General features: G+C 71.7%; 16 protein-coding genes and 1 riboswitch. Of the genes, 4 read left to right on the top strand and 12 right to left on the bottom strand.

The features are described from left to right. Both ACFHWS_RS00605 and ACFHWS_RS00600 read left to right on the top strand, forming a co-directional pair. The gene (locus tag ACFHWS_RS00605; RefSeq protein WP_416567419.1) at positions 1 to 942 is read left to right on the top strand and encodes an LLM class F420-dependent oxidoreductase; all 942 of its coding nucleotides are present in this window, start codon (positions 1 to 3) and stop codon (positions 940 to 942) included. Positions 943 to 1011: 69 nt separating this feature from the next. Then, positions 1012 to 2505, top strand: coding sequence for a hypothetical protein (locus ACFHWS_RS00600; RefSeq protein ID WP_416567418.1), 1494 nt, complete (start codon positions 1012 to 1014; stop codon positions 2503 to 2505). A gap of 12 nt (positions 2506 to 2517) precedes the next feature. Here ACFHWS_RS00600 and thiC read toward each other — a convergent pair whose 3' ends face one another. From thiC to ACFHWS_RS00565, 7 genes are all read right to left on the bottom strand, one after another. Continuing rightward, a complete protein-coding gene (gene thiC / locus ACFHWS_RS00595; protein ID WP_416551301.1) occupies positions 2518 to 4110 on the bottom strand; it encodes a phosphomethylpyrimidine synthase ThiC in 1593 nt (530 codons plus the stop codon). Beyond that, positions 4110 to 4949: a bifunctional hydroxymethylpyrimidine kinase/phosphomethylpyrimidine kinase gene (gene thiD, locus ACFHWS_RS00590; protein WP_416551410.1), complete on the bottom strand. Its 840-nt coding sequence runs from the start codon at positions 4947 to 4949 to the stop codon at positions 4110 to 4112. Before thiD ends, thiC begins: the two co-directional genes overlap by 1 nt. 41 nt (positions 4950 to 4990) lie before the next feature. Then, positions 4991 to 5587: a thiamine phosphate synthase gene (locus ACFHWS_RS00585; RefSeq protein ID WP_416551300.1), complete on the bottom strand. Its 597-nt coding sequence runs from the start codon at positions 5585 to 5587 to the stop codon at positions 4991 to 4993. Next, entirely contained in the window at positions 5584 to 6354 is a 771-nt protein-coding gene (locus ACFHWS_RS00580; RefSeq protein ID WP_416551299.1) for a thiazole synthase, read from the bottom strand. Before ACFHWS_RS00580 ends, ACFHWS_RS00585 begins: the two co-directional genes overlap by 4 nt. Positions 6355 to 6359: 5 nt before the next feature. Further along, positions 6360 to 6560, bottom strand: a complete 201-nt coding sequence (thiS, locus tag ACFHWS_RS00575; protein ID WP_416551298.1) for a sulfur carrier protein ThiS — start codon at positions 6558 to 6560, stop codon at positions 6360 to 6362. Further along, entirely contained in the window at positions 6551 to 7714 is a 1164-nt protein-coding gene (gene thiO, locus ACFHWS_RS00570) for a glycine oxidase ThiO (protein WP_416567417.1), read from the bottom strand. Before thiO ends, thiS begins: the two co-directional genes overlap by 10 nt. Further along, positions 7711 to 8385, bottom strand: a complete 675-nt coding sequence (locus tag ACFHWS_RS00565) for a thiamine phosphate synthase (RefSeq protein ID WP_416567416.1) — start codon at positions 8383 to 8385, stop codon at positions 7711 to 7713. Before ACFHWS_RS00565 ends, thiO begins: the two co-directional genes overlap by 4 nt. Continuing rightward, positions 8380 to 8491: riboswitch (TPP riboswitch) on the bottom strand. (Overlaps the previous gene by 6 nt.) Before the next feature lie 534 nt (positions 8492 to 9025). Between ACFHWS_RS00565 and ACFHWS_RS00560 the strand changes: the two genes are divergently transcribed. Continuing rightward, on the top strand, positions 9026 to 9766 hold the full coding sequence (locus tag ACFHWS_RS00560) for an asparagine synthase-related protein (protein ID WP_416567415.1): 741 nt from the start codon (positions 9026 to 9028) through the stop codon (positions 9764 to 9766). Between the two features lie 265 nt (positions 9767 to 10031). Beyond that, positions 10032 to 10202, top strand: a complete 171-nt coding sequence (locus tag ACFHWS_RS00555; protein ID WP_416567414.1) for a hypothetical protein — start codon at positions 10032 to 10034, stop codon at positions 10200 to 10202. On the opposite strand, the gene ACFHWS_RS00550 is transcribed toward ACFHWS_RS00555, so the two are convergent. From ACFHWS_RS00550 to ACFHWS_RS00530, 5 genes are all read right to left on the bottom strand, one after another. Beyond that, on the bottom strand, positions 10192 to 11040 hold the full coding sequence (locus ACFHWS_RS00550) for a GNAT family N-acetyltransferase (protein ID WP_416551293.1): 849 nt from the start codon (positions 11038 to 11040) through the stop codon (positions 10192 to 10194). The genes ACFHWS_RS00555 and ACFHWS_RS00550 overlap by 11 nt on opposite strands. A 22-nt stretch (positions 11041 to 11062) precedes the next feature. Then, entirely contained in the window at positions 11063 to 11263 is a 201-nt protein-coding gene (locus tag ACFHWS_RS00545) for a DUF397 domain-containing protein (RefSeq protein WP_416551292.1), read from the bottom strand. After that, the gene (locus tag ACFHWS_RS00540) at positions 11260 to 12135 is read right to left on the bottom strand and encodes a helix-turn-helix domain-containing protein (protein WP_416567413.1); all 876 of its coding nucleotides are present in this window, start codon (positions 12133 to 12135) and stop codon (positions 11260 to 11262) included. The genes ACFHWS_RS00545 and ACFHWS_RS00540 overlap by 4 nt, the downstream gene beginning before the upstream one ends. A 381-nt stretch (positions 12136 to 12516) precedes the next feature. Continuing rightward, positions 12517 to 13497 carry an aldo/keto reductase gene (locus ACFHWS_RS00535; RefSeq protein WP_416567498.1) on the bottom strand — a complete coding sequence of 327 codons (981 nt, stop codon included), beginning with the start codon at positions 13495 to 13497 and terminating at the stop codon, positions 12517 to 12519. Positions 13498 to 13525: 28 nt separating this feature from the next. Beyond that, positions 13526 to 15202 carry an ABC-F family ATP-binding cassette domain-containing protein gene (locus ACFHWS_RS00530; RefSeq protein ID WP_416551290.1) on the bottom strand — a complete coding sequence of 559 codons (1677 nt, stop codon included), beginning with the start codon at positions 15200 to 15202 and terminating at the stop codon, positions 13526 to 13528. Positions 15203 to 15209 lie beyond the last annotated feature (7 nt).

Raw genomic sequence — 15209 nt, 5'->3', positions numbered from 1 at the left:
ATGCGGGTCAGCGTGTTCACCGAGCCGCACCGCGGCGCCAGCTACGACGACCAGCTCCGGCTGGCCCGGCTCGCCGAGGAGTCCGGGTTCGAGGGCTATCTGCGGGCCGACCACTACCAGTCGATGGGCGAGGAGCTGGCGCTGCCGGGGCCGACCGACGCCTGGCTGACCCTGGCCGCGCTGGCCCGCGAGACCACCCGGATCCGGCTCGGCACACTGGTCACCTCGGCGACCTTCCGGCTGCCCGGGCCGCTCGCTGTGATGGTCGCCCAGGTCGACCAGATGAGCGGCGGCCGGGTCGACCTCGGCATCGGGGCCGGTTGGTACGCCCGGGAGCACACCGCCTACGGTCTGCCGTTCCCGTCCGTCGGGGAACGCTTCGACCGGTTGGCCGAGCAGCTCGAGGTGATCACCGGGCTGTGGCGTACCCCGGTCGGTGACCGGTTCAGCTTTCACGGCAACCACTACCAGCTGGTCGACGCTCCGGCGCTGCCGAAGCCGGCGCAGCCGGCCGGCCCGCCGATCATCATCGGCGGACGGGGGCCGAAGCGGACCCCCGAGCTGGCTGCCCAGTTCGCCGACGAGTTCAACATGCCGTTCAAGTCGGTCGCCGAGACTGCGGCGGCCTACAAGCGAGTGACCGAGGCCTGTCTCCGGACCGGGCGCACCGAGCAGGACCGACCGCCACTGACCATGTCGGCCGGCATCGTCATCGCGATCGGGCGGACCGACGCCGAGGCGCAGCGCCGTGCGGCGCCGCTGCACGAGAAGAGCGCCCTGCCGCCGGAGGACCCGGTGATCGGCTCGCCGGCCCAGCTGGTGGACCGGATCGGGGAGTTTGCGGCGATCGGTACCAGCCGGGTGCACCTGCGGTTCATCGACCTCGCCGACCTGGACCACCTGGAGCTGGTCGCCGCCGAGGTGCTGCCCCAGCTGGGCTGACCCACCGGGCCGGCGGCCGTCGCCTCGGTCCAGGTCGACAGTGCGCGCAGCCGCCCGTAACCTCCCGGCATGGCCTTGCGGACCTGGCTCAGAGCGATCACCACAGCGTTTGGTGTGGCGGCGTTCGCCGGTGCCATCCAGCTCGGTGCCGCTTACGGTTTCCAACTGGTACGCCTGCGTCGCGACTTCGTCGGGCCGACCGCAGACTTCTGGCCGACCCAGCTGTCCTGGCTCGCCTGGTTCGCGATCGTCGCTGCCGTCGTCGGCGCGGGCGTGGCGCAACGGGTCGCCGAACAGCGTCCGGCCTGGCCCCGGCGGGTGTCGGCGGTCCGGACAGCGGTCCGCCGGGTCGTCTTGGCGCTGGTCGCCGCAATCGGTGCGGCGCTCGCCGTGGTCGGGTTGTCGGTGCTGCCGGCGCAGGCGTCGACCGGGGTCGACGATCCGGTGACGGTTACCGCCCTGATCGGCGGGATCGGGGCGGTGGTGGGTCTGCCGGCGGCGCTGGCCGCGTTGACCCATCCGGCGATGCGCTGGAACGTGCTGGTGTTCAGCGGCGCGCTCTGGCTGCTGGCGGTCGGGTCAGTTGCCCCGGATCTGTGGGCGGGTGACCCCGTCGCCGAGATCCGACCCGGGGTGCTCGAACCGGTCGTGCTCGACGTGGGTGACTCCGGTTGGCAGGTGTTCGTGCTGCTGCCGGCGCTGGCGCTGGTGCTCGGTGCGGCGGTGAGCGGGCTGGCCCGGTGGCGGGCGGCGCCGACGGTGGCCACGGCGGTGTCCGGGATGGCCGGACCGGCGGTCCTCGACGCCGCGTACCTGGCCGCCGGGGCCGGCCGCGCCGGGCCATACCAGGACGCCCCCTACTGGGCGGCGCTGCTGGCGGTGGCCGCCGGGGTCGTCGGTTCGATCACCGTGGCTGCCGTGCGGCGGCCCGGCCGACGGGTCAGCACCGCAACCGGAACGCCCGCGCCCGCGAGTGGGACGCCCGCGCCCGCCGTCGGAGTGACCGTCGGACCCGCCGATAGCTCGTCCGAGAGCCGAGAATCGGTAGTGGAAATTGCCCTATGTGAAGAGATCCCCGTCGCTTCGGCATCCGTCGGGCGGGCGTCACACCCGCCCGCAGCGGACCCACCCACACCGAGCCTGACCTCACCAGAACCGGTCCGATCAGGCTCGGTCCGATCGGGCCCGACCGCAGCGTCACCGGTGCCGGTCGCCGCGCAGTCGCATCCGGGCGACCGTCCGCCACCGGTACCTGCGGCGGTCACCCCCCGTGTCGACCCGACCCCGATCGCGCCGGGCGGGCCGCCGACACCGACTCCGACTCCGGTGACCGATGGCGCCGACCGCCCGACGCCAAAGCCGGTCGCACCACCACCGGTCGCACCGGAACCGGTCGCCGCACCGCCCACCGCACCTGCGGCCGGTCGGATTCCCCAGCCACGGTTCATGCGCCAGCGGCGGCCGGCACCTCCACCGACGTTGACCGACGAGGACGCCGAACACGTGGACTGGGTCAGCGAGTTGGGCCGGCAGCCCCGCCGGCGCGGGCGGCCGGAGCCGTAGCGGCGCCGACGATCAGGCCAACGGCAGGTAGACCCGGCCACCGGATGCGACGAATTCATCCGACTTGTCCTTCATGCCCTGCTGGGCGTACTCCTTCAGATCCTGCGTGATTTTCATCGAGCAGAACTTCGGGCCGCACATCGAGCAGAAGTGGGCCGACTTCGCCGGCTCGGCCGGCAGCGTCGCGTCGTGGTAGGACCGGGCGGTCTCCGGGTCCAGCGACAGGTTGAACTGGTCCTCCCAGCGGAACTCGAACCGCGCCTTGGACAACGCGTCGTCCCAGGCCTGCGCTCCCGGGTGTCCCTTGGCCAGGTCGGCCGCGTGCGCCGCGATCTTGTACGCGATCACTCCGGCCTTGACATCGTCGCGATCCGGCAGCCCCAGGTGCTCCTTCGGCGTAACGTAGCAAAGCATCGCGGTACCGAACATGCCGATCATCGCCGCCCCGATCGCCGACGTGATGTGGTCGTACGCTGGGGCGATGTCGGTGGTCAGCGGGCCGAGCGTGTAGAACGGCGCCTGGTGGCACAGTTCCTGCTGCAGGTCCACGTTCTCCTTGATCTTGTGCATCGGCACGTGGCCGGGGCCTTCGATCATCACCTGCACGTCGTGCTCCCACGCCACGGAGGTCAGCTCGCCCAACGTCCGCAGCTCGGCGAACTGGGCGGCGTCGTTGGCGTCGGCGATCGACCCCGGCCGCAGCCCGTCACCCAGCGAGAAGGTCACGTCGTAGCGGGCCAGGATCTCGCACAGTTCGGCGAAGTTGGTGTAGAGGAAGTTCTCCTCGTGGTGCGCCAGGCACCAGGCGGCCATGATCGACCCGCCCCGGGAAACGATCCCGGTGACTCGGTCGACCGCCAACGGCACGTACGGCAGCAGCACCCCGGCATGCACCGTCATGTAGTCGACGCCCTGCTCAGCCTGCTCGATCACGGTTTCCTGGAACACGTCCCAGCTCAGCTTGACCGGATCCCCACCGACCTTCTCCAACGCCTGGTAGATCGGCACCGTGCCGATCGGCACCGCCGAGTTGCGCACGATCGCCTCGCGGGTCTCGTGGATCCCCTTGCCGGTGGACAGGTCCATCACCGTGTCCGCGCCCCACCTGGTGGCCCAGGTCAGCTTCTCCACCTCCTCGGCCACCGACGACGAGACCGCCGAGGTGCCGATGTTGGCGTTCACCTTCACCAGAAACCGACCACCGATGATCATTGGCTCGGACTCCGGGTGGTTGACGTTGGCCGGCAGCACCGCGCGTCCGGCGGCGATTTCCTCCCGTACCACCTCGGCCGGAAGGTTCTCCCGCAGCGCGACGAACTCCATCTCCGGGGTGACGGTCCCGGCCCGGGCGTACGCCAACTGGGTGGGCCGACGCCCGTGGGCCCCGGCCACCGGGGTGCCGGCACCGCGCACCGGGGCGACGTCGCCGCGCTCGGCGATCCACCGCCCGCGCAGCGCGGCCAGCCCGACCTGCGGGTCCGACCCCGGACCCGACGTGTCGTAGAGCCGGACCGGCGGGTTGTCGCCGGTAAGGGTCACCTCCGCGAACGGCACCTGGATGTCCGGTCGCGGTCCTTGCACGTACACCTTGCGCCGAGCCTGCATCAGCGGGCCTCCTTCAGGTAGTTGCCGAAATGGTCTATCGGTCCGTGACCGGAGCCCAACCGCCAGTGCCGGGCGCCGTCGAGCGCCCGCGCGACATACTCCTTGGCGAAGACCAACGCAGCTGGTACGTCGTCGCCGAGCGCCAGCCGGGCAGCCACCGCCGCCGCGAAACTGCACCCGGTGCCGTGCGTGTTGCCGGTTTCGTGCCGCTCGCCGGCCAGCCGCCAGCCGTCGACGGCGGTGCCGACGACGTCGACCGCCGGGTCCGCCGCCGCGAGCGCGTCGGCCGAGGCCGGGTCGGTCGACGTACTGTCCGGGTCGCCACCGGTCACCACCACGAACCTCGGTCCGCCGGCGGCCAGCTCCGCAGCCGCCCGGGCCATCTCGTCGACGGTCCGCACCGGCCAGCCGACCAACGCCGAGGCCTCCGCCCGGTTCGGTGTCGCGACCAGGGCGTACGGCAGCAGCCGCTCGACCGCGCCGACCACACCGAGCCGGTGCCCGCTGGTTGAGACCAGCACCGGATCGACCACCAGGTTCGGCAGCTCCCCGGCTCGGGCCAGCGCGGCGACCGCCCCGGCGATCCGGGCCGTACCGAGCATGCCGGTCTTCACCGCGCGCACCGGCAGGTCGGCGCGGACCGCCTCGATCTGGGCGAGCACCTGCGCTGCCGGCAATTGATGGACGCTGGTGACGCCGGTGGTGTTCTGCGCGGTTACCGCAGTGATCGCGCTGGTGCCGTAGACGCCGAGCGCGGCGAAGACCTTCAGGTCCGCCTGGATGCCGGCGCCGCCGCCGGAATCGGAGCCGGCGATCGTCATCGCCACCACCGGGGTGATCCGGTCGACGGGCCTCAGCTGCTCACCTCGGCCGCCGGGCATCAGCTGCTCACCTCGGCCGGTGCGGCCGCCGCGACCAACTCCGCCACGACGGCCGCCGGGTCGGCGGCGCGCATCACCGCGCCCATCACCGCCACCCCGGCGGCTCCGGCCGCTCGACAGGTGGCAACCTGCTCCGCCGTAGTCACCCCGGCGAGGGCGATCACCGGCCGGCCGGCGGCCACTCGGACCAGGCGGGCCAGCCCGGCCGGGCCCAGCGGCGGTCCGTACCCGGGCTTGGACGCGGTCACGAAGACCGGCGACACCGTCAGGTAGTCCTCCGTGGTCAGTCGGCTGAGCTCAGCCTCGTCGTGGCAGGATCGGCCGACCAGCCCGAACGCCGGTGGCGGGTACGGTCCGGCGGCGCTCAGATGCACCGCGTCACCATCCAACGGGTCGGGGCCGGCGACGATCAACGTCCCGCCGACCGGGGCGAGGATGCCGCGCAGCCGGTCGGCCAACGCGGCGCGTTCGGCCCGGGGCAGGTCGCGTTCCCGCAGCACCACCTGTCGGAGCCCGCCGGCAACCGCCGCCGCGACCACCTCCGACAGCGGCCGGGCAGTCTGCCGGCGATCGGTGAGCAACAATATCCCGTTCACAGTTCGGGTCGCCCCTCGTCCGAAGTGGATGCCAGGGCGTGGAAACGCTTCGGGATCCGCCCGGCGCGCGCCGCCAGCCGGCCTGCGTCGATGGCGTACCGCATGGCGGTGGCCATCGCGACCGGGTCGGCGGCCCGGGTGACCGCGCTGGCCAGCAGCACCGCGTCGCAGCCGAGTTCCATCGCGAGCGCGGCGTCGGAGGCAGTGCCGACCCCCGCGTCCAGCACCACCGGGATGTCCACTGACTGACGGATCAGTCGAATGTGGTGCGGGTTGAGGATGCCCAGCCCGGAGCCGATCGGCGCACCGGCCGGCATCACCGCCGCGCAGCCGGCGTCGGCCAGCCGGCGGGCCAGCACCGGATCGTCGGTGGTGTACGGCAGCACGGTGAACCCGTCGTCGACCAGCTGCTCGGCGGCGCGCAGCAGCTCGGCGCCGTCCGGCAGCAGGGTCCGTTCGTCGCCGATGACCTCCAGCTTCACCCAGTCGGTGTCGAACGCCTCGCGGGCCAGGTGGGCGACCTTGACCGCCTCGGTGGCCGTGTAGCAGCCGGCGGTGTTCGGCAGCAGCCGTACGCCGCAGCGATCCAGCAGATCGAGCAGCCCGCCGTGCATGGTGGCGGCGCTGTCCACCCGGCGCAGCGCGACCGTGACCAGGCCGGTGCCGCTGGCCGCGATCGCCTGCTCGAGGATGTGCAGGTTGGCGGCACCGCCGGTGCCGAGGATCAGCCGGGAGTCGAAACTGTGCCCGGCGACGCTGAACGGCATCCGGCTCACCCGCCCTGCGCCGCGATCAGCACCTCGACCCGGTCGCCGTCGCACAGCTGCTCGGCCGACCAGCCGCTGCGCGGCACCACCTCACCGTTGACGGCGACGGCGACGCCGCGTGCCCGGTCGGTGACCGCCCGGACGACGTCGGCCAGCACGGTCCCGGTCGGCGCGGTCATCGGTGCCCCGTTGACGATCAACTCCACGGCTGCTCCTCCCTCGCGATCTCGCTGGTCGCGGCGGTGAACCGGGCCGGCTGGAACGGCGCCAGCGCCGGATCCGGGTCGCCCCCGGCCGCCAAATCGGCGATCAGGTCGGCGGTCACCGGGGTCAGCACGATGCCGTGCCGGTGGTGCCCGGTCGCCACCAGCGCTTCCCGGCCTGCGGTGCCGCCGGCCGAGTTGACGTCGGGCTGCTGGTGCCAGCCGAGCAGCGGCGCGTTGTCCGGGGTGCCGGGCCGGGCCGCCGCCTGCGCCTCGAGCAGCTCGTACTCGGCGATCTCCGGCAGCAGATCGGCGGCGGCGCGCAGCAACTCCAGCACCGCTCCGGCGGTGACGGTGGTGTCGCCGCGCTCCTCGACGGTGGCGCCGACGACCACCTCACCGTCGGCACGGGGCACCAGGTAGACGTGCCGGCCGTCGGCGTACCCCCGGATCACATGCCGGAACCCGACGGCGCCGGCGGGTGCCCGCAGCCGCAGAATCTGGCCTTTCACCGGGCGGACCGGCAGCCCGGTCAGCGCCGCCGATCCACAGCCGGCCGCGACAACGACGACCCGCGCGTCCAGTGCGGAAAGATCGGTGACCGGCTGCGGGACGACGGTCACCCCGGCCCGGTCCAACGCGGTGTCCAACGCCGCGACCAGCCGACGCGGGTCGACCTGGTGGTCGTCGGGCATCAGCGCGCCGCCGCGCACCCTCGGCGCCAACGCCGGTTCGCGCTCGCGCAGCGCCGTGGCGCGCAGCAGCGTGATCGGCAGGTCCAGACTCTGCTGGTACGCCCAGAGGCGATCCGCCTCGCGTCGGTCGTCGCCGGTCAGCGTGACGACCAGTGTGCCGGCGGTGCGGTAACCGATATCCTGGCCGGTGACGGCGGTCAGCTCGGCGGCGAACGCCGGCCAGCGGGCCGCCGATTCGACCAGCAGCCGGGTCAGCTCAGCCTCGCCGAAGTGCGACTCGGCGACCGGGGCGAGCATCCCGGCTGCCACCGAGGACGCCCCGGATCCGGGTGCCGGGTCGTAGAGCACGGTACGCAGCCGACGCTGGGCGCACCGCCAGGCGATGCTCATCCCGATCGGCCCGCCGCCGACCACCGCAACATCAGCCCGGCTGTCGGCGTGTCCGTTGCCCGTCGCCGTCATGCCGGCGCTCCGTTGTCGGTGCTGGTAGGCCGCTGCCGCACCGCTGCCAGCAGGTCAGCGGTGGCCCGACCCGGGTCGGCGGCTGCGGCGATCGCGCCGACCACCGCGACCCCGTGCGCCCCGGCGGCCAGCAGGTCCGGCACCCGGTCCACAGTGATCCCGGCGATCGCCACCACCGGCACGTCGACCGCAGCGGCGACGGCGGCCAGCCCGGCCGGCCCGATCGGGTCGGGCAGCCCGGTCTTGGTGCCGGTGGCGTAGCACGGCCCGACCCCGAGGTACGTCGCCCCGGCGGCGACCGCCGCCCGCCCGGTGGCCGGGTCGCGGGCTGTGGCGCCGAGGATCGCGGCCGGCCCGAGCACCCGGCGGGCGGCGTCGACCGGCAGGTCCGCCGCACCGACGTGCGCACCGGCCGCGCCGGTGGCGAGCGCGACGTGCAGCCGGTCGTTGACCAGGCAGGTCACCTGGTACGCGGCGCATTCGGCGACCGCGCGGACGGTCAGCTCGTACGCCTCCCGGTCGGACATGTCGTCCTCGACGCGGACCTGCACGACCAGGTCGGCGGTGGCGTCGGCGGCGCGGGCGGCGGCGAGCGCCACCCGCAGTACGCCGAGCGGGTCGCGCCCGGGTCGGGTGTCGGTGATCAGATGCAGTCGCCCAAGGGACGGCACGGCAACGCTCCTCCCTGCGCCGGCATTACCCGGATCAGGTTCTACGGTCGGAGGCCGCGTCAGCCTCCCTCTCAGCCCGGTGCACCGGGCTCCCGTGGGTTACTTGCCTGTTACCGTACGACGGTCTCGTCGATCCGCCAAGGGTCAATCCGAGGCAACCTTCGGTCGCTGCCCACCCCGCCGCTGTCCGCCGTGACCAGGCTCACCGCCAGCTGGGCGCCAGCAACGCGGCTGATCTTTCGGCGTGCCGTTTCGGCCTGACATTTTTCGCTGGTACTGGATATGACCTTCCACCTCTTGCAGTCGCGGAGTTACGTTCTGTTTACTTATCGACTTCGATGGGGAAGGTAGTAATGTCGGCGAAGAGCAACCGGGTGACGGCACACACGGTAAGGGCACGAAGGGCAGCAAGGCTCCTGCTGGCGAGGGCTCTCGTGGTCCGCTGGGGTTCATGGTGGACTTGGCCCGAGGTCTACGGGACCTGCTGCGCGGGTGAGGCAGCTCCGGCCCGAGTACCGGGGCCCGTCCGGTCGCGTGGAAGCTGATCCATTGGCTGTGCCGGGCCCTGGTGCTTCCGTGGAGTTAGGGCAGCTGGCCCGGCTGTTCACCGGGGTTGGGCTGGCGGGTGAGTTCCCGCCGGGTGGCTGGTGGAAGGGCGTGGACCTGGTGTGACCTGCCCCGGGTGCCCCGTGCTACCGGCCACTGCCTGGGTGAGGTATTTGACCGAGTCGTCGCCGAGATGTGCGGGGATACTGCGGCTGTCGGGGTGAACTTTTCCGGCGGGCTGGACTCTTTGGCGGTGCTGGTGGCGGTGTGCCAACTGGCCCAGGTGCGACGGGTGGTGGCGTTCACCGTCGATCTGGTCGACGACGACGATGCCAGCACCGCCGTGGCGGCGGCGGATCTGGTAGCCGATCTCGGACTGCCGGCAGACCTGGTCGTTGTCGAGCCGGATGGGGCCGGACCGGTGCCTCCATGGTCGCCGCTTGGGCCGAGGTTCGACGCGTTGCCGCGCGTCAACGCCCGGGTGAACGCCGCCGCCGCAACGGCCGGTTGTGGGGTGCTACTTTCCGGCAACGGCGCGGACGAGTTGCTGGCGGCAGGGTCGTTCGCGACAGCGCAGGTCGCTGGCCGGTGGGGTCTGCGGGGTGTCCGCCGGTATCTGGCGGACATGGCCGGCACTGCAGCCGGGCGGCTCGGGGAGGCGGTGGCGGTCGTAGCCCGAGTCCTGCCGGCCAACTGGTCGGCGCGAGGCGTACTGGGCGGCGAACTGGCCCGGGTTGTGTCGCCCGACGGTGTCGCCGTTACTGGCGACCCATCACCGGCAGGACGCACTGAGGTGGGCGGCGGGTTGGGTACGCGACCATGTCGCTGGCCATAGGCAGGCGGGGCGGTCGTGGGCGGAGGCCGACCGAGTCGACACGTTCTGGCCACGCGGGTTCCTACCGGCGGCGGGCGCCGTACCGGAGGGTTCGCCGTTCCTGCATCCGGATCTGGTCACCGCCGGCTTGGCGGCACCGATCGCATCACGCTACGACCCGCGCCCCAGGCACGCCTACCATCGAATCAAGCCTTTGGTGACCGGGCTGTTTCCGGACAACATGCGGGCTGGGCTGCCGACCCGGAAGCGGTACTACGCTACTGCGTTGACCCGGTCGGTCATGGGTCCGCTGGCCGCGCCGGTGTGCGTCGGGGCCGGGCTGCTGGATGCCGCCGCAGTCACGTCATACACAGACCCGGCAACCAGGATGATGGTGACGGCGGTGGAGTCGTGGCTGGCCGGGGCGGCAACGCGCGGGTTCGCGTTCAGTGGGTGAGCCGGTACGACCAGAGCCGGTCAACCTCGGTGAAGCCGGCCCGCTCATACATCGTGTTGGCGGCGGCCCGCGAGCGTTCCGGGTCGTCGGAGGGGGCATCGTCGTCGACGTAGAGAATCACCTGCCGTCCGCCGAGTCCCGCCAGCAGGTCCAGGGCGGACCCGAGAAGGCGGGGCCCCAGCCCTTCGCCCCGGGCGGCCGGTTCCACACCGATCCACCACAGCACCCCGACCCCGTCGACCGGGTCACCGATCGTGGCCTCGGCGACCACCTGGCCGCCACGTTCGACCTCCAGGACACGACGGTCCTCCTCCCGGCGGACTCGGCAAGAGCAGCTCGGCAGGCCGGTGGCGGGCAGGTCGCGGCACATGTACCGCCAAAGATCACTGCCGACGAAACCGCATTCGGTCAGGACGGTGTGGGTGGCCGGGCGGTGCCGCACCGGCAGCGCCTCCAGGCCGAGGCCCAGCGCGGTGGCGAAGGCGAACGCCTCCACGGTCGGGCAATCGGCCAACTCGGTCAGGGCGTGATCGAGCAGCAGTCGCACGACGGCGGGGACCTCGCGGGCGTGCAGCCACAGGATCATCCCGGCACGGTCACGTGGACGGCGGGCGAAGGCGATGACGCCGACCGGCTTGCCTGTGCCGTCAACCAGCGCCTCGGTACGCAGGTCGGACAGCTCTGCCCACCACGCCGAGTCCACCGGTGAGGTTCCGTCAATCGCGGCTTGCAGCATGGCCGGCGTGCAGGCCGGCTGGCCGGGCAACCGGTCGCCGTTGATCAACGCGACCAGCTCCGAGGTGGCGGTGGTGACCGGGGTCAGCAGTGACGTGGCCATCCTCAGCCTCCTCTCGAGTAAGTCAGCTGGTGAAGGTGCCAGCTCTCGCGGCGGCGACGAAACTCGACCAGCTCGCCGGGGCGATCACCAGCGCCGGACCAGCCGGATCCTTCGAGTCCCGCACCCCGACGACCCCACCCAGTCCGTCCGCCACCTCGACGCACTGACCCTGGTTGTTTGATCGGCTGCTCTTGCGCCAGCTAGCTCCGGAAAGATCGATCATGACTCGTACTCCTTCGCGGTCCGCCAGAAGAGGTCACGACTGGCCTGCTCGCTCAGCGCCCGGCCAGCGATGTCGGTGAAGGTCCAAGCGTACCGCTCAGCCTCATCCGGCCGATCGAGGAACAGAGCTCCTGTCAGCTCCTCCACGTAGACAGTCGTCGGCTCGTTCCCTTCTGGAAAATCAAGAAGAGTGAACGAACCGTGCGCCATCAGGCCGGCGTGCAGCCCGGCGCTGAACGGCAGCACCCGGATCGAAATGTTCGGCTGCTCCCCGGCCTGAGCCAGCCGACGCAGCTGCCCGGCCATGATCTGCCCGCTGCCAATCGGTCGACGCAGGATCGCTTCGTCGAGCACGATGTCGAACCTGGGCAGGTAGGGCTCCATCCGGGTCAGCAACCGCGCGCGACGCATCCGCATCTCGACCCTGCGCTCGATCTCCTCCGCCGGCACTTCGTACTGGTTCACGCTGAACACGGCAGTTGCGTACTCGCGGGTCTGCAGCACGCCGGAGACGAGCTCCGTATGGAATTCGCGGAGGTGGGCGGCAGCCTCCTCCAGACCGATGAACAGCTCGAACCAGGACGGGATGCTGGCGTAGTCGTGCCACCAGCCCTTCTCCTTGGTCTTCGGGGCCAGCGCGGCCAGCGCCTCGATGGTCTTCAGGTCCGCGCCGTACAGCTCGCAGAGCAGCACCACATCCTCGGCGCGGATCGGCACCTCACCGCGCTCCATCCGCAGCAGCTTGGTCGCCGACCACTCCAACTCCCGGGCCGCCGTGGTCTGCGGCACCCCGGCCAACCGCTCACGCAGCCGACGCAGCTCCCGACCGAGCTGCCGGCGGGGCACCGACGAGTTCAACAATGCTGCGGGCACGTTGCCACCTCCTGATACGCCACTCACCGACGGCTGAATGATCGACAGACGACAGTCACTATCGAGTGGACATATCTCTACCACAACGCCACGACACCGTTGCCGAACCGCTAATTGATCATTGACTGACGGCTGTCCTGAAAATCGGCACGAAGCACCGCGATCCGCAGCCGGCCTCCACTCCACGCAATGCAGGTACCCGATCATCGGCGGAAGTCCAGCCGAGGAGTCAGGATCATGGGAGGCTCAGCCGTGCCGGCACTCCCCCGGCGCGGCCGGTGACGCGAATCAGCTCGAGGGAACCGTCATTGTCGTCAAAACGGCCCCGAGACAACAATGTGGGTTCCCTCGGCGCCGTGGCGCGATCCGGTCCAGCGCCGGTCAGCTCAGCGAGCCGCCGGGGCCGGCGGGCTCCGGCAGGATCGACCGCAGTTCGGCGAGGTCGGCGGCGTCCGGCTGCCACGACCCGGCGACGGCGTTCGCCCGTACCTGCTCGGGGGTGGTCGCCCCGGCGATCACCGACGCCACGGCCGGCTGCGCGGCCAGGCCGCCGATCGCAACCGCGAGCAGCGGCACATCCCGCTTCGCGGCGTACCCGTCGAGGGCCTCGATGACGTCCCACGGCGCTCCACCGAGCCGGGCGGCGTACCGGCTGCTCTCGCCGGCCAGCCGGCTGCCCGGCGGCGGCGCCTCGCTCCGGCGGTACTTGCCGGTCAGCAGCCCGTCGGCGAGCGGGAAGTACGGCAGCAGCCCCAGGCCGAAGCGCCGGCAGGCCGGCACCACCTCCCGCTCCACCCGCCGGTCCAGCAGGTTGTACTCGTTCTGCGCACTGATGAACGGTGACAACCCGGCGGTACGCGCGACCCACGCCGCCTCGGCGATCTGCCAGCCAGCGAAGTTCGAGCAACCCACATAGCGGACCTTGCCGGCACGGACCAGGTCGTCCAGGGCCCGCAGGGTTTCCTCGACCGGGGTGACCGGGTCCGGCTCATGGAACTGGTACAGGTCGATGTGGTCGGTGCCGAGTCGACGCAGCGACGCCTCGACGGCCCGCATGATGTACCGCCGCGAGCCGCGTACCCCGTGGTCGACGCCGTTGCGGCCGGACATGTCCATGCCGAACTTGGTGGCCAGCACCACGTCGTCGCGGCGGCCGCGCAGCGCCGCCCCGAGCTGCTCCTCGGAACCGCCGTGCGGGGTGCCGTAGATGTCGGCGGTGTCGAACAGGGTGATCCCGGCGTCGATCGCCGCGTCGACCACCGCCCGGGTACCGGCGGCGTCGAGCTTGCGGCCGAAGTTGTTGCAGCCGAGCCCGACCGCCGACACCATCAGCCCCGAGTCGCCCAACCGGCGGTAGATCATCTCCGTCACACCGGCCAGCCTACGACGGTCAGCGTACGTCCCAGACCGGCTCGGGGACCTCGACCACCTCGCCGTCGCCCTGGAACAGCACGAACCGGTCGAAGGACCGGCTGAACCAACGGTCGTGAGTGACCGCGATCACCGTACCCTCGAAGGCCTTCAGCCCTTCCTCCAGCGCCTCTGCCGACGCCAGGTCCAGGTTGTCGGTCGGCTCGTCGAGCAGCAGCAGGGTGGCGCCGGACAACTCCAGCAGCAGCACCAGGAACCGGGCCTGCTGGCCGCCGGAGAGGGTGCCGAACCGCTGGTCGCCCTGGCCGGCCAGGTCGTAGCGGCTCAGCACGGCCATCGCCGCGTGCCGGTCCATCCCGTCGCGGTGGTCGTCGCCGCGCCACAGTACGTCGGCGAGGGCCTGGTCGAGCAGTTCCGGCCGGTCGTGGGTCTGCGAGAAGTGGCCGGGACGCACCCGGGCGCCGAGCCGGACCTTGCCGTCGTGGGCCACCGGGGCGAGCGTCGTGCCAGCGATCGGGCCAGCCGCCGGGTCCGGGTCGGTGCCGCCCCTGGCCAGCAACCGCAGGAAGTGCGACTTGCCGGTGCCGTTGGCGCCGAGCACCGCGACCCGGTCGCCGTACCAAATCTCCAGGTCGAACGGGTAGGTCAGCCCGTCCAGCTCCAGCTGCTCGCAGATCACCGCCCGTTTGCCGGTGCGGCCGCCGGACAGCCGCATCCGCAGCGACTGGTCCTTCGGCGGCAGCGGCGGCGGCCCGGCCTCCTCGAACTTGCGCAGCCGGGTCTGCGCGGCCTGGTACCGCGAGGCCAACCCGTCGTTGTACGCCGCCTTCTGCTTGTACATCAGCATCAGCTCGCGCAGCTTCTCGTGCTCCTCGTCCCAGCGGCGACGCTGCTCCTCCAGCCGGGCGTGCCGGGCGACCCGCGCGTCGTGCCAGCTTGCGAAGCCGCCGGGGTGGGTCCATGCGGAGCCGCCTTCGACGGCGACCACCCGATCGGCGGTCTGGGCCAGCAACTCCCGATCGTGCGAGACGTAGAGCACCGACTTGGTCGACTCGCGCAGCCGCTGCTCCAGCCACCGCTTCCCGGGTACGTCGAGGAAGTTGTCCGGCTCGTCGAGCAGCAGCACCTCGTCGGTGCCACGCAGCAGCAACTCCAACGCGAACCGTTTTTGCTGTCCACCGGAGAGTGTCCGGACGGGACGGCTATGGACCCGGTCCCACGGCAGGTCGAGCACGGCGGTGGCCACCGTGTCGAAGACGACCTCGGCCTCATAACCGCCGGCTTCGCCCCAGGCGGCGAGGGCGTTGGCGTACCCGATCTGGGTTTTCTCGGCGGCGGCCGGGGTCGCGCCCGCAGCCTCCGCAGCATGCACGGCCCGTTCGGCGGCGGCGAGCCGTTCTCCTGCGGCCCGCAGCGGCGGCGGGGCGAGCGACAACGCCAGGTCGGCGAGGGTACGGTCGTCGCCGATCATGCCGATGAACTGCCGCATCACGCCGAGCCCGCCGGAGCGGGCGACTGCTCCGGTGGCCACCGGCAGGTCACCGGCGACCATCCGCAGCAGCGTCGTCTTGCCGGCCCCGTTCGGGCCGACCAGCGCCACCTTGGCACCCTCACCGACCCGGAACGACACGTCGGCAAAAAGCTCCCGACCGTCCGGCAGGGTGTGCCCCACCGCGGCCACGTCCACGTATCCCACCCCGGCA

It is taken from the genome of Micromonospora sp. LOL_013, assembly GCF_048060315.1.
In the GTDB taxonomy this organism is placed as follows: Bacteria; Actinomycetota; Actinomycetes; order Mycobacteriales; family Micromonosporaceae; genus Micromonospora_E.
The sequence above is the reverse complement of the archived record's forward strand: the minus strand, read 5'-3'. Positions and strand labels throughout refer to the sequence as shown.

What these genes read in the sequence shown, in the direction of transcription:
- ACFHWS_RS00605 (WP_416567419.1), top strand. Translation starts at nt 1, where the DNA reads ATGCGGGTCAGCGTGTTCACCGAGCCGCACCGCGGCGCCAGCTACGAC.
- ACFHWS_RS00545 (WP_416551292.1), bottom strand. Translation starts at nt 11,263, where the DNA reads ATGATCGATCTTTCCGGAGCTAGCTGGCGCAAGAGCAGCCGATCAAAC.
- ACFHWS_RS00600 (WP_416567418.1), top strand. Translation starts at nt 1,012, where the DNA reads ATGGCCTTGCGGACCTGGCTCAGAGCGATCACCACAGCGTTTGGTGTG.
- thiC (WP_416551301.1), bottom strand. Translation starts at nt 4,110, where the DNA reads ATGCAGGCTCGGCGCAAGGTGTACGTGCAAGGACCGCGACCGGACATC.
- thiO (WP_416567417.1), bottom strand. Translation starts at nt 7,714, where the DNA reads ATGACGGCGACGGGCAACGGACACGCCGACAGCCGGGCTGATGTTGCG.
- ACFHWS_RS00580 (WP_416551299.1), bottom strand. Translation starts at nt 6,354, where the DNA reads ATGCCGTTCAGCGTCGCCGGGCACAGTTTCGACTCCCGGCTGATCCTC.
- ACFHWS_RS00535 (WP_416567498.1), bottom strand. Translation starts at nt 13,497, where the DNA reads ATGATCTACCGCCGGTTGGGCGACTCGGGGCTGATGGTGTCGGCGGTC.
- ACFHWS_RS00550 (WP_416551293.1), bottom strand. Translation starts at nt 11,040, where the DNA reads ATGGCCACGTCACTGCTGACCCCGGTCACCACCGCCACCTCGGAGCTG.